13 protein-coding genes are annotated in these 13,643 nt (G+C 60.7%); 4 read left to right on the top strand and 9 right to left on the bottom strand.

Annotated elements, in window-relative coordinates; genetic code table 11:
• Nucleotides 1–201: 201 nt before the first annotated feature.
• Together AB4O35_RS02240 and AB4O35_RS02235 are read left to right on the top strand one after the other, a co-directional pair.
• Nucleotides 202–519, top strand: coding sequence for a hypothetical protein (locus AB4O35_RS02240; RefSeq protein ID WP_065873673.1), 318 nt, complete (start codon nucleotides 202–204; stop codon nucleotides 517–519).
• A 95-nt stretch (nucleotides 520–614) separates the two neighbouring features.
• A complete protein-coding gene (locus tag AB4O35_RS02235) occupies nucleotides 615–1,376 on the top strand; it encodes a YdcF family protein (protein ID WP_065891168.1) in 762 nt (253 codons plus the stop codon).
• A 67-nt stretch (nucleotides 1,377–1,443) separates the two neighbouring features.
• Here the strand turns inward: AB4O35_RS02235 and lnt are convergent, their stop codons facing one another.
• From lnt to miaB, 5 genes are all read right to left on the bottom strand, one after another.
• Nucleotides 1,444–2,967: an apolipoprotein N-acyltransferase gene (gene lnt, locus AB4O35_RS02230; RefSeq protein WP_065873671.1), complete on the bottom strand. Its 1,524-nt coding sequence runs from the start codon at nucleotides 2,965–2,967 to the stop codon at nucleotides 1,444–1,446.
• An 8-nt stretch (nucleotides 2,968–2,975) separates the two neighbouring features.
• The gene (locus AB4O35_RS02225; RefSeq protein ID WP_065873670.1) at nucleotides 2,976–3,815 is read right to left on the bottom strand and encodes an HlyC/CorC family transporter; all 840 of its coding nucleotides are present in this window, start codon (nucleotides 3,813–3,815) and stop codon (nucleotides 2,976–2,978) included.
• Nucleotides 3,816–3,856: 41 nt separating this feature from the next.
• Complete coding sequence (ybeY, locus tag AB4O35_RS02220; protein ID WP_065873669.1) at nucleotides 3,857–4,315, bottom strand: rRNA maturation RNase YbeY; 459 nt, start codon at nucleotides 4,313–4,315, stop codon at nucleotides 3,857–3,859.
• Nucleotides 4,308–5,312, bottom strand: a complete 1,005-nt coding sequence (locus tag AB4O35_RS02215) for a PhoH family protein (protein ID WP_065873668.1) — start codon at nucleotides 5,310–5,312, stop codon at nucleotides 4,308–4,310. Before AB4O35_RS02215 ends, ybeY begins: the two co-directional genes overlap by 8 nt.
• 231 nt (nucleotides 5,313–5,543) lie before the next feature.
• A complete protein-coding gene (miaB, locus tag AB4O35_RS02210; RefSeq protein WP_065873667.1) occupies nucleotides 5,544–6,872 on the bottom strand; it encodes a tRNA (N6-isopentenyl adenosine(37)-C2)-methylthiotransferase MiaB in 1,329 nt (442 codons plus the stop codon).
• Between the two features lie 131 nt (nucleotides 6,873–7,003).
• Between miaB and AB4O35_RS02205 the strand changes: the two genes are divergently transcribed.
• A complete protein-coding gene (locus AB4O35_RS02205; protein WP_003236992.1) occupies nucleotides 7,004–7,330 on the top strand; it encodes a DUF1820 family protein in 327 nt (108 codons plus the stop codon).
• Between the two features lie 66 nt (nucleotides 7,331–7,396).
• Here AB4O35_RS02205 and AB4O35_RS02200 read toward each other — a convergent pair whose 3' ends face one another.
• From AB4O35_RS02200 to AB4O35_RS02185, 4 genes are all read right to left on the bottom strand, one after another.
• Nucleotides 7,397–7,951: a tetratricopeptide repeat protein gene (locus tag AB4O35_RS02200; protein WP_049711389.1), complete on the bottom strand. Its 555-nt coding sequence runs from the start codon at nucleotides 7,949–7,951 to the stop codon at nucleotides 7,397–7,399.
• Nucleotides 7,952–8,176: 225 nt separating this feature from the next.
• Entirely contained in the window at nucleotides 8,177–9,460 is a 1,284-nt protein-coding gene (gene hemL / locus AB4O35_RS02195) for a glutamate-1-semialdehyde 2,1-aminomutase (RefSeq protein ID WP_049711390.1), read from the bottom strand.
• A gap of 17 nt (nucleotides 9,461–9,477) precedes the next feature.
• Complete coding sequence (gene thiE / locus AB4O35_RS02190) at nucleotides 9,478–10,101, bottom strand: thiamine phosphate synthase (protein ID WP_065873666.1); 624 nt, start codon at nucleotides 10,099–10,101, stop codon at nucleotides 9,478–9,480.
• A gap of 18 nt (nucleotides 10,102–10,119) precedes the next feature.
• Entirely contained in the window at nucleotides 10,120–10,917 is a 798-nt protein-coding gene (locus AB4O35_RS02185; protein WP_065873665.1) for a hydroxymethylpyrimidine/phosphomethylpyrimidine kinase, read from the bottom strand.
• A gap of 287 nt (nucleotides 10,918–11,204) precedes the next feature.
• On the opposite strand from AB4O35_RS02185, the gene AB4O35_RS02180 reads away from it, so the two are divergent.
• A complete protein-coding gene (locus AB4O35_RS02180; RefSeq protein ID WP_065873664.1) occupies nucleotides 11,205–13,595 on the top strand; it encodes a hybrid sensor histidine kinase/response regulator in 2,391 nt (796 codons plus the stop codon).
• The last annotated feature ends 48 nt before the right edge of the window (nucleotides 13,596–13,643 follow it).

The following is a 13,643-nucleotide window of genomic DNA, read 5'->3' as shown; positions in this document are numbered from 1 at the left end:
GACACCAAAAAGCGGCGCGTCCGTGCCCAAACCCTGCGGGAAGTGGAGTTACAGGAAGCGCCGTAGCATACATGACCCCACTCTATCGAGGGAAACCCTGATTGCGCACGCAGGGCCGTCTGTCGCGGCGGCAGGCAGGGGCAGCCATGGGGGCTACGCTGTTTATTGGGGAGTGAGTCATATCTTCAATGAGGTGAGGGGATGGTTGAATCGCAGCGAATCGTATCGAAACCGGATATCTACGAAGGACTGATCGACCGATTGGGTCGTGCATTGGATGCGGCGAGAACAGCAGGCCGATTGCGTGATGAGCGGCCTGTTGAGTTGGAACTGCGTGGTTTGAGCCGCGCAGAGCTGGAACTGATCGAGGCCTATTTGGAACGCAATGGGCGCAGTGCGCCTCCCTGGGTGGCAAACCCGCCAGCAGGGGAGCCTACGCACCCAGCCAAGGTGGTGTGGCTCAAGGACTTGTCGGCCGGTCGTGGCCCGGAAAAGCTCCGGTCCGCCCGCTACAAGTAGTTCATTCCCCCCTGAACGCATCATCGCGCTGCACTGTAAGGATTGTCGCTAAACCCCGTTACACCTTAGGCTTCGGGCATCTATGGAGATGCCCGATGCCTATTCGTTATTTCATTAAACAATTGCTCCTGCCGCCCGGCATTCTCTTGCTGCTGCTGGCGCTTGCCTGGTGGTTTCGTCGCAGCCGGCCACGCTTGGCGGGTTGCTGCTTTGCCCTGGGTTTTGGCGGCATGTGGCTGATCAGCCTGCCGGTGATGGTGGAGTGGGGCGCACGGGCCCTGGAAACCGAGCCGCCGCTGGCGCGGGAAGACTGGTCGACACTGGCTCAGCGCGCCGACGCTATTGTGGTGTTGGGTTCAGGGCGCGAGCGCGGCGACCCGGCCTGGGGCGCCGACCAGCCAACCGGTATCGGCCTGGAGCGTCAGCGGTATGCCGCACGATTGGCCAAGGCCTCCGGGTTGCCGGTGTTGACCGCTGGCGGCCTGCATTATGGCACCCCGCCCAGCGAGGCAGAGTTGATGTCGGTGTCGATGAGGGATGACTTCGGTGTGACGGTGCACTGGAAGGAAGAGCACAGCCGCACTACGTGGGAAAATGCGCAGATGAGTGCTGAGATTCTGCTACCCGAGGGCGTCAAGCGCGTAGTGGTTGTAACTCAGGCCTGGCACATGCCGCGTGCGGTGTGGAGTTTTGAGAAGGCTGGCTTCACGGTAGTGCCTGCGCCAGTGGGGTTCCTGGGCGTAGACAATGCCAGGCCGCTGGGTGGTTGGATGCCGGAGTTCAAGTCGGTGTGGCAGAGCGGGCAGTTGATCAATGAAGCGGTGGGGCAGGTAGGTTACCGGTTGTTTTATCGGTAACTCGCCACACCGCAGGTCAATCATGGGAGCTGGCAAGCCAGCTCCCACACTGCTTTACGTTTGTCTGTTAGACGGTTTTGGACATGCGACCGGCCAGCAGCGCCCAGCCAAACAGCCCAAGGCACACAATAATCAACGGCCACGAGCGCCATTGCAGGTACGGCGTGAGGTTGTGCATCGGCACTACTTCACCGTAGAGAATGCCGCGCTCGAATTGCGGGATCTGCACGGTGATCTGCCCATACGGGTTGATCAGGCCGGTCACGCCATTGTTGGTGGCACGGATCATCCAGCGGCCGGCTTCAAGCGCACGCATCTGCGCCATTTGCAGGTGTTGTAAAGGGCCGATGGAGCGACCGAACCAGGTGTCGTTGCTGATGGTCAGCAGCAGATCACTCTGAGCCGAGAGGCCGGCGGCGAACTCCGGGTACACCACTTCGTAGCAAATGAAGGGCGCAATCTGATAGCCCTTGGCCTGTAGCATCGCCTGATCGGCAGGACCACGGGCGAAGTCCGACATCGGCAGGTCAAAGAAGGCGATCAGGCCGCGCAGCATGTCCTGCAGCGGGACGTATTCGCCAAACGGCACGAGCTTCTGCTTGAGGTAGGTGCCGTCACCTTCGCCCACCACGGTGATGCCGTTGAAGTAGCGCTTCTGGTGGTGCACTTCCTGGCGGATCGGTACACCGGTAATCAGCGCAGTGTGCCGGTCAGCGGCGAACTTGCCCATCATGCCCAGGTAGCCTTCGACAGACTCCTTGAGCACCGGCACCGCCGTCTCCGGCCATACCAGCAGGTCCACACGCTTTGAGCTCAAACTCATGTCGCGGTACAGCGCAAGCTGCGCATTGAGCTGTTCCGGGTCCCACTTCATGCTTTGTTCGACATTGCCCTGAATGGCTGCGACGCTCAGTGGCGCCCCAGACGGGCTGGTCCAGGCGTGATGCTTGAGGGCCAGGCCGATCACCCACGGCGCTACCAGCAGCACCAAGCCAGCGCCGATAAAGGCATTGCGCTTGCCGGCCAGCAGGCGCGGCAGGTTGCACAGCAGGGCTGCCGTCAGTGCCAGGGCAAAGGAAATCAGCCACATGCCGCCCACGGGTGCCAAGCCAGTCAGGGGGCCGTCGAGTTGGCTGTAACCGGAGTACAACCACGGGAAACCGGTGAGGAACCAGCCGCGAAATGCTTCCTGGCCGACCCACAACGCCGCGAACGTGAGCGCATCCGCCAACGGCGCTTCATTGCGGCGCAACCAGCGCGCCCACAGCCAGGCGGGCAGGGCGAAGAACCAGGCGATGGCCGCGGTAAACAGCAGCATCAAGAAGCCAGCCAGCAACACCGAAGCGCCGCCGAAATGGTGGATGCTGTAGTAAATCCAACTGGTGCCAGCGCCAAACAGGCCAAAGCCGAAGCACCAGCCACGGCCAAGCGCCTGGCGGGGGCTCAGATCCCGCAGCCCTACATAGAACAACCCGACCGCTACCAGTGCAAATGGCCACAGATCGAACGGCGCCAGCGCCAGGGTGGTGATGGCGCCGGCCACCACGGCCAGCAAATTACCGGGCCAGCCGGGTGCGATCAAACGGCGCATGTCAGTCCTTAGCGGGCAATAGGTGTCAGGCGGATCAGGTGGATACGACGGCTGTCCGCATTCAGGATACGGAAGCGATAAGCGCCGATCTCGGTGGTTTCGTTACGTTTTGGCAGATGCCCGAACGCACTCATCACCAGGCCACCCACGGTGTCGAACTCATCGTCGGAGAATTCGCTGTCGAAGAACTCGTTGAAATTCTCGATCGGCGTCAGCGCCTTGATCAGGAAATCACCGCTGGGCAGCGGCTTGATGTAGCTGTCTTCTTCAACGTCGTGTTCGTCTTCGATGTCGCCGACGATCTGTTCCAGCACGTCTTCAATGGTGACCAGGCCAGCGACGCCGCCGTATTCGTCGATCACAATGGCCATGTGATTGTGGTTGGCGCGGAATTCCCGCAGCAGCACGTTCAGGCGCTTGGATTCAGGCACAAAGGTGGCCGGACGCAGCAGGTCCTTGATGTTGAAGCTGTCACCGTTCTCCTTGAGGATCAACGGCAGCAGGTCCTTGGCCAGCAGGACACCCATGACGTCGTCATGGCTTTCACCGATCACCGGGTAGCGCGAGTGCGCCGAGTCGATCACGGCCGGGAGGAATTCCCGTGGGGTCTGGGTTGCCTTGATGCTGATCATCTGCGAGCGCGGGACCATGATGTCGCGTACTTGCAGGTCAGCCACCTGAATGGCGCCCTCGACGATAGCCAGCGCTTCGCTGTCCAGCAACTTGTTCTGATGGGCCTCGCGCAGCAGCTCAAGCAGCTCCTGGCGGTTTTTCGGCTCGTGGGCAAAAGCCTGGGTAATTTTACCCAGCCATGACTTCTGCCCGTTGCTCGATCGGTCTTCGCTCATAGCGATTACTCTGAATCCTTTAGTGTGACAATTGAGTGTTTTTAAACTTCGTCGTCTGCATACGGGTCTGGATGACCCAGTTCTGCAAGCAACGTTTGTTCCAGTGTTTCCATCTCGCAGGCTTCGTCATCGTCTATATGGTCGTAACCCAAGAGATGCAAGCAGCCGTGGATGACTAGATGGGCCCAATGGGCTTCAAGTTCCTTGCCTTGTTCCTTGGCCTCGCGCTCCACCACCTCGACACAGATGACCAGGTCGCCCAGTAACGGGATATCCAGCAGTTCATCAGGTACGTCGGCGGGGAAGGACAGTACGTTGGTCGCGTAATCCTTCTGGCGCCAGGTGTGGTTCAGTTCGCGGCCTTCGGGCTCGTCGACCAGGCGAATGGTCAGTTCCGAATCAGCGGTGCGCTGGCGCAGGGCCAGCGCACACCATTGGCGGAACTGTTCTTCGCTGGGCGCGGGCGCTTCGGTAGCCAGCTGCAGGTCTAGCTCAAGCATCGCGGCGAGTGTCCTTGGACAAACCATCGTCACGGTGTTCGAAGCGCTCGTAGGCTTCGACAATGCGCTGCACCAGCGGGTGGCGCACTACGTCCTTGGGCGAGAAATGCGTGAAACTGATGCCCGGCACGTCTTTGAGCACTTCAATCACATGGCTCAGGCCCGACTTGGTGCCCTTGGGCAGGTCAACCTGGGTAATGTCGCCGGTGATAATGGCCGTGGAACCGAACCCGATGCGGGTCAGGAACATCTTCATTTGCTCGACCGTGGTGTTCTGGCTTTCGTCGAGGATGATGAAGCTGTTGCTCAAGGTGCGGCCGCGCATGTAGGCCAGCGGGGCGATCTCAATCACTTGGCGTTCGATCAGCTTGGCCACGTATTCAAAGCCGAGCATCTCGTAAAGCGCGTCGTAGAGCGGGCGCAGGTACGGGTCGATCTTCTGCGCCAGGTCGCCGGGCAGGAAACCGAGCTTCTCGCCAGCCTCGACCGCCGGGCGCACCAGCAGGATGCGGCGCACTTGCTCGCGCTCCAGTGCGTCGACCGCGCAGGCCACGGCCAGGTAGGTCTTGCCGGTACCCGCAGGGCCGATGCCGAAGTTGATGTCGTTACCGAGGATTGCCTTGACGTACTTCTGCTGATTCAGGCCCTTTGGGCGAATCATGCCTTTTTTGGTACGCAGGGCCACGCTGGCTTCGGCCACGGGGTTGTTGGCCAAATCTTCCACAGCCGATTCCTGCAAATACAGGTGCACGGTTTCCGGCGACAGCTCGCTACCCTTGGTTTCGCGGTAGAGCCGACGCAGCAGGTTTTCTGCAGACTTGGTGTAGTGGGCCTCGCCAATGAGCTCGAACTGATTGCCGCGGTTGCGGATCTCGATGCCCAGGCGTTGTTCGATCAGGCGCAGGTGCTCGTCGAACTGTCCGCACAGGTTGGCGAAACGGCGAGCCTCAAAGGGCTCGAGGAGAAAACGATGGGGTTCTGCTATGGGTGCGTTCAAGGTCGCTTTTAGCCGCCCTTTGGCTGTTGAGGTGAAATAGAGAATAACGCCAGCCGCCTGTGTGCGAAAGCACTTAAATGGACTGGCCTCACTCTCAAGAACTACAAATAACTACTGTGGGAGCTGGCTTGCCTGCGATGGGGCCTGCACATTCAAAAGAGATGTCGCCTGTTACATCGCTATCGCAGGCAAGCCAGCTCCCACATTTGATCTTCATTTATCCTGGGATTGTCAGTTGATCAAAGAACCACGCAACGAATGGGGCTGCGCCGCATCAATGTGCACCTCGGCAAACTGGCCGATCAAGGTCGGATTGTCGCAACGGAAATTTACGATTCGGTTGTTCTCAGTACGCCCTTGCAGCTCACCCGGGTCTTTTTTCGAGTAGTCGGTGACCAGGATCCGCTGGGTCGAACCGACCATTTGTCGGCTGATCTCGAAACCCTGTTGGTTCAAGCGGTGTTGCAGCGCGTTCAAGCGCTCTTTTTTCAGCGCTTCCGGGGTTTCGTCCAGCAAGTCGGCCGCCGGGGTGCCGGGGCGCTGGCTATAGACGAACGAGTAGGAGAAGTCGAAACCGACATCCTCGATCAGCTTCATGGTCTGCTCGAAGTCTTTCTCGGTTTCACCGGGGAAGCCAACGATAAAGTCCGAACTGATGCAGATACCCGGCACCGCCGCGCGCAATTTGCGCAGTTTGGATTTGTATTCCAGCGCCGTATGGTTGCGCTTCATCGCCGACAGGATGCGGTCCGAGCCCGATTGCACCGGCAGGTGCAGGTGTTTGACCAGCTCCGGCACCTCGGCGTGAGCCTGGATCAGGCTGTCGGAAAACTCCAGCGGGTGCGAGGTGGTGTAGCGAATACGCTCGATTCCGTCCACGGCGGCGACCACGCGGATCAACTCTGCCAGGTCGGCCAGGCGGCCGTCGTGGGTCAGGCCGCGATAGCCGTTGACGTTCTGGCCCAGCAGCGTCACTTCGCGCACGCCGTTTTCGGCCAGGTGGATGATTTCCGACATGACATCGTCAAACGGCCGGCTGACTTCTTCACCTCGGGTGTAGGGCACTACGCAGAACGTACAGTACTTGCTGCAGCCTTCCATCACCGACACGTAGGCGCTTGGCCCATCGATACGGGGCTCGGGCAAATGGTCGAATTTTTCGATCTCCGGGAAGGATACGTCGACCTGCGGCAGCTTGGTGATGCGCGCCGCGTCGATCATTTCCGGCAGGCGGTGCAGGGTCTGTGGGCCGAAGACCACGTCGACATAGGGCGCGCGGTCGCGGATCGCGGCGCCTTCCTGGCTGGCCACGCAACCGCCGACGGCGATCACCATGTCCGGGTTGGCCAGTTTCAATTCACGCCAGCGGCCCAGTTGTGAGTACACACGGTCCTGGGCCCGTTCGCGGATCGAGCAGGTATTAAGCAGGATCACGTCGGCATCTTCGGCGCGGGCGGTGACTTCCAGGGCCTGGTGTTCGCCCAGCAGGTCGACCATGCGCGAGCTGTCGTACTCGTTCATCTGGCAACCGTGGGTTTCGATATAAAGCTTCTTGGCCATGGTAATCGTCAACTGGTGGTAAAGAACCGCGCATTATAGGGGGCATGCCCATTGGTTCCTAGCGTTGTGCATCGGGTGCCATGCTATAGTTCGCGCCCTCTTTTATATCCCCGATGTGTTGTTCGCCCACCATGACCAAACGTGAAGCTCCAATCTATAAGGTGATTTTCCTCAACCAGGGCCAGGTGTTCGAAATGTACGCCAAGCAGATCTATCAGAGCGATCTGTGGGGTTTCCTGGAGGTGGAAGAGTTCGTCTTTGGCGAGCGCACCCAGTTGGTCGTCGACCCGGGCGAAGAAAAGCTCAAGGCTCAGTTCGAAGGCGTGGTGCGCAGTTTTGTGCCGATGCATTCGATTGTGCGCATCGATGAAGTCGAGCGCCTGGGCACGCCGAAAATCAGCGAAGCGCGGGGCGTGAGCAATGTCATGCCGTTTCCGATGCCGATGCCTGAGAAATAAGTCTTCAGACCGCGTCGCGCCCATCGCTGGCTTGCCTGCGATAGCGATAGAAGGGTTTAGATGAATTCAGGGCAGGGGTGAAAAGGGCGAACGCCCATCCGCGCTCTGCAATTCCTGCAGGTAATTGCGGAAAATCTGCCCCAGCACCTGGGTCGCCACTTCCAATTCATCACGCTGCATGTGCTCGGCGACTTCGTCGGCCGTATCCAGCGCATCTTCCGCACCGTTGACCGCCGCCATTTTCAGCACGATATACGCCTGGACGTTATTGGCCGGCACACCTTCGCCTTTGAAGAACATGTTGCCCAGTTGGAACTGCGCCTGGGCGTGGCCCTGCAACGAGGCTTTCTCGAAGTAGCTCAAGGCCTTGTTGAGGTCGCGGGCTGGGTTTTTGCTGTCGTGGAAGTACTCACCCAACTCGTATTGCGCCTGCGCATCCCCGTCCTCGGCCTGTTTCTGGCACGCGCTCAGCGCTTCGGCCTGGCTGTCTGGCTGGGTATTGAGGGTGCAACGACCCATCGCTGGGATTAACAACGAGTTGCCGCCTGCTTGTGCATGTGCCAGCAGCGGCTGAAGGAGCAACAGGCAGCCCAGAACCAGGGTGCGGCCGGTGCGTTTCATGGGAATCGACTTACCTCTGACGGGGCACGCGGACCCTCGGGGGATCCAATAAGCGCGCATTATGAAATAAGCAGGCCTCTGCTTACAAAGTCTTTACTCGTTTTTCTGCTGGTTGGGCAAGTTATCTGCCGGATTGCAGGTGATTTCTCGAAAAAACTCGGAAATCTCTGTAAGCAAAGTAGCAAATCAGACACCGTTTGTGCGGTGCCTGATTTTTACGGCCAATTATTTCAGTGCGGCGAAGGCGCGTTCAGCGGCGTCGAGGGTCAGCTTCAGTTCGGCTTCGCCATGGGCGATCGAGGTGAAGCCGGCTTCGAACGCGCTCGGCGCCAGGTACACGCCGCCTTCCAGCATCAGGTGGAAGAAGCGCTTGAACAGATCTGCGTCGCTGCCCATCACGTCATCAAACGTGACGATATCGTCGGCGCCGCTGAAGTACAGGCCGAACATGCCGCCCGCTTGCGTTGTTACAAACGGGATACCGGCGGCGTCGGCGCGTTGTTGCAGGCCGTCGAGCAGGCGGGTGGTGTAGTCGGTCAGCTCGGCGTGGAAACCCGGGCGGCTGATCAGGCGCAAGGTGGTCAGGCCGGCGGCCATGGCCAGTGGGTTACCTGACAAGGTGCCTGCCTGGTACACCGGGCCCAGCGGCGCGATGTGCTGCATGATTTCGCGCTTGCCGCCAAAGCAGCCCACTGGCATGCCGCCACCGATGATCTTGCCGAAGGTGCTCAGGTCTGGCGTTACGCCGTAGTGCGCCTGCGCGCCACCAAGGGCCACACGGAAACCGGTCATCACTTCGTCGAAAATCAGCACCACGCCGTGCTTGTCGCACTGCTCGCGCAGGCCTTCAAGGAAGCCTGGCGCAGGCGGTACGCAGTTCATGTTGCCGGCCACCGGTTCGACGATGATGCAGGCCACGTCCTGGCCCACTTCATTGAGCATCTGCTCGACGGCGGCGATGTCGTTGAACGGCAGGGTCAGGGTGTGTTTGGCAAAGGCTGCCGGTACGCCGGCCGAGCTTGGCACGCCTTGGGTCAGCAGGCCGGAACCGGCTTTCACCAGCAGGCTGTCGGAGTGGCCGTGGTAGCAGCCTTCGAACTTGATGATGCTGTCGCGGCCGGTGAAACCACGGGCCAGGCGGATCGCGCTCATGGTGGCTTCGGTGCCGGAGCTGACCATGCGCACCATTTCCATCGACGGCACGATGGCGCACACCAGATCGGCCATCTCGGTTTCCATGGCGGTCGGTGCGCCGTAGGACAGGCCGTGTTCCAGTTGCTTGCGCACCGCGTCCAGTACGTCCGGGTGGCTGTGGCCGAGGATCATCGGGCCCCAGGAGCCGACGTAGTCAACGTAGCGCTTGTCATCTTCGTCGGTGACGTAGGCGCCTTCGGCATGCTTGAAGAACAACGGCGTGCCGCCCACGCTTTTGAACGCACGCACGGGGGAGTTCACACCGCCGGGGATATGTTTCTGGGCATTGGCAAACAGCGTTTCGGAACGGGACATGGTTGGGCTCTCTGAAATCAAATCTTAAGAAGGGCGTTGAACGCGCGGGCGCGACGCGTGACTTCCTGGGTGCTGTCGGCGCCAAACAGGCCGTGCACCACCGCCAGCAGGTCGGCCCCGTGGGCCACCAGCGGTTCGGCGTTCTCCAGGGTGATACCGCCGATCACGCAGATTGGCACGTGCAAGCGTGCGCGCGCCTGGGCCAGCATCTCGACGGTGGCCGCCGGCGCGCCGGGCTTGGTGTTGGAGTTGAAGAAGCGGCCGAAGGCGACGTAGCTGGCGCCTTCCTTGGCGGCCTGCTCGGCCAGTTCGATCTGGCTGTGACAGGTCGAGCCGATGATGGCCTTGGAACCGAGCAGCGCACGGGCCGGGGTCAGTGGGCCGTCGGTCTGGCCCAGGTGCACGCCGACGCCGAGGCGCGCGGCCAATTCAGCGTCATCGTTGATGATCAGTTGGGTCTTGTAGCGCGAGCACAGCTCCCGCAGCTTTTCCGCTTCACGCAGGCGCCGGGCTTCGTCGCTGCTTTTGTCGCGGTACTGCAGCAGGGTCACGCCACCGTCCAACGCCGCTTCGACGTAGGCGAGGAATTTGCCGGCCAACAGTTGGCTGTCGGTAATGGCGTAAAGGCCACGTAGTTTCATCGGGCATGCCCCTTGGTGTTAAGAGCAGAAATCCAGCGGCAACCGGCGCGGTACAAACTGGCCCTGGCCGAGTTGTTCGGCGTCACGCAGTGTGCGCCAAGTGTAGCTGAGGGCCGATTGCACGGCGCTGACCAAGCCTTCGCCCTGGGCGATCCGGCCGGCCAATGCACTGGCCAGCGTGCAGCCCGAACCATGGTAACTGCCGGGCAGGCGCTGGCAGGTAAAGGTCTGGCGCGTGCCTTCACGGCTATAGAGACGGTTGTGCACTTCGTGCTCATCGCCATGGCCGCCAGTGATCAGCAGGTGCTTGATGTACGGCAGCAGCTTCTCGGCGCATTCGTCCGCCGTGCCTTCAGGCAATTCTGCAAGGATGCGCGCTTCGGGCAAGTTTGGCGTGGCGATCAGCGACAACGGCAGCAGCCGCTCGCGCATCGCGTAACCGACCTCGTCCTTGCCCAGGCTGCCACCGCCACCGGCGCGCAGCACCGGGTCGCACACTACCGGCAGGTGCGGGTGCGCCTGCAGCAGTTCGACCACGGTGTCGACCATCGCAGTGGAACCGAGCATGCCCAGCTTGACCGCTGCCACCTCGGAATCGCCGAGCACGGCATTGGCCTGGGCCAGCACCCACTCGCGGTCGAGCACGCGGAAATCGCTGACGTTGACGGTGTTCTGCACGGTCAGGGCGGTGACGGCCGGGGCCGCATGGCAGCCCTGGGCGAGCAGGGCTTCAATATCTGCCTGCAAGCCGGCGCCACCACTGGGATCATGGCCGGAGAGACAGAGGACAACGGGGCGAGAGCTGTAGATATTCATGGTGCGCGAGCTTACCACCAAACGCTTTTGCCGGGGCCGTCTGGCGATGGCTGAATTTTGTACGCAATCATCAGCGTTTATGGCTGTTTGCTAGTATCCGCTACTTACGGTGAAACGCGCTAAAACCCTTGTTCTAGAGCCTTTCAAAATTTTATTTCAATGGTGTCCAATGGCCTTTAGCGGCTATGCTAGAGTGGATCCAAACGACTAACTGTATTGCCGGTGTACGTCTTCTCAAAAGGATGGGGGGCTTTTTGACATAACCGGACAGGCCACGCTGGGGCACTATGCGCTATTTGCTGATTTTACTGTTGTGCGGGCTGCCGCTGCTCGCCAACGCCGTCGAGTTCAACCAAGACACGCGAAGCCTGCCGCTGGGCCGGGCCATGCAAGTGCTCGAAGACCCGACCGATGCCCTGACCATTGCTGATGTGAGCGCGCCTTCCGCCGCCACGCTATTCAAGCCCCACGATAAAGACACACTCAACGCCGGCTACTCACGCTCGGTATTCTGGCTCAAGGTCAATCTGCATTACCTGCCCACCCATCCCGAAGCGCAACGCACCTGGTTGCTGGAGCTGGCGTACCCGCCGCTCGACCATCTTGAGCTGTATTTGCCCGACAGCACCGGCACCTATCGCCTGGCCGGGCGCACGGGGGACGCGCTGCCCTATTCTTCCCGTGAAATTCGCCAGAACAATTACCTGTTCAACGTCGACTTCACCCCTGGGCAGGCGAAAACTGTCTACCTGCGCCTGCAAAGCGAGGGCTCGATCCAGGCGCCATTGACGCTCTGGTCCAGCACCGCCTACCTGGAACAACAGCCGCTGCGCTTGTATGTGTTAGGCCTGATCTATGGCGTGTTGTTGGGGATGCTGGTCTACAACCTGTTCATCTACCTCAGCGTGCGCGACACCAGCTACCTCTATTACATCTTCTATATTGCTTCGTTCGGCATGTACCAACTGTCGGTCAACGGCGCGGCGGTGGAGTATTTCTGGCCAAACAACCCTTGGTGGGCGAATGCGGCGACGCCGTTCCTGATTGGCTCGGCGGCGCTCTTCGGCAGCCTGTTTGCGCGCAGCTTCTTGCACACCGCCCAGCACAGTCGCTGGATCAACCGCCTGCTGCTGGCGCTGGTGGCCTGCGGCGCAGTGGTGATGCTGCTGTCGTTGATGACCAGCTACGCCCTGGCGCTGCGCCTGGCCACTGGTCTGGCGCTGGTATTTACCGTGACCATCTTTGTTGCCGCCATCAAGGCCTGGTATTGCGGCCAGCGAGTGGCGCGCTATTTCATCATTGCCTGGTCGGCGTTCCTGCTGGGCGGGGTGGTGAATACGCTGATGGTGCTGGGCTACCTGCCCAATGTGTTCCTGACCATGTACGCCAGCCAGATCGGCTCGGCGATTGAAGTGGCGTTGTTGTCCCTGGCCCTGGCCGACCGTATCAACTCCATGCGTGAGCAACAGGCGCAGATCCTGTTCGATGCCAGCCAGAAGCTCGAAGTGCTCAACCAGCAATTGGCCCGCAGTAACCGACTCAAGGATGAGTTCCTCGCTACCCTCACTCACGAACTGCGCACGCCCATGAACGGCGTGATCGGCTCCCTTGAACTGATGCAAACCGTGCCGTTGGACGCTGACCTGGCGCAGTACCAGCAAACGGCCGCCGGTTCGGCGCGGGACATGATGCGCATGGTCAACGGCATCCTCACCCTGACTGAATTGCAGGCCGGGCGCCTGAGTGCCCAGCCGCAGGTGTTCAGCCTGCGCGGGACGCTCGAGACCTTGCGCCAGCAGTTCAACGCCAGCGCCCAGAGCAAAGGCCTGGCGTTTTCCATCGACGTGGCGGATGAGCTGCCGGACCGCGTGGTGGGCGACGCCGACAAACTGCTGCAGTGCCTGGATTGCCTGCTGGACAACGCCTTCAAATTCACCCACGAAGGCTCGGTCCGCCTGCGTGTGGTCGGCGTGCCGCACAGTGAGGGCGCTTTGCGCCTGAGCTTTATCGTCACCGACACCGGCATCGGCTTTGCCTTCCTAGATGAGGCCACGCTGTACCAGCGGTTCTTCCAGCTCGATGGCTCCACCACCCGCGAATATGGCGGCATGGGTATCGGCTTGGCGATCTGTCGGCAACTGATCGAGCTGCTGGGCGGGCGCCTCACTCATCATTCCGAACCGAGCAAAGGCAGCCGCTTCCAGCTGGAGGTGGAGGTCAGCCCAGTGCCGCCTGAGTTCAAACCAATGCCAGGCCGGCAACGCGCGCCTCAGGAGTGCGCGGTGCTGCTGGTGGATGACAACAGCGTCGGCCAATTAGTGGTGCGCGGCATGCTGCTTAAGCTCGGCTACCGGGTGAAAAACGTGGACAGCGGCCCGAACGCGTTGGCGGCTTTGCAGGCCGGGGATTTCGACGCGGTACTGTTGGACCTTCCCGAAGGTGGTTTCTCTTTGTGCTGTCAGATTCGTGCACTGCCTGGCTGCGGTGAATTGCCGGTGATCGCCTTGAGTGCGTCGCTGAATGTGTCTGAGCGCGAGCATTGCCATGGCATCGGTATCTCCGATCGGCTGGTCAAGCCGGTGCGTTTCGAGGCATTGCAAGCGGTGTTGGAGCGTCGGTTGTTGTGTCCGGTCGAGGGCGAAAGCGCCGGGCTTTCGGCGGGTATGCCCCTTTTTTAAGGCGGATGACGGTGCTTAACTGAAATTCAGGCCCCAACTGGACGTGGC

The organism is Pseudomonas sp. H1_A03 (assembly GCF_054685145.1).
This window is presented reverse-complemented; position numbering and strand designations above follow the sequence as displayed.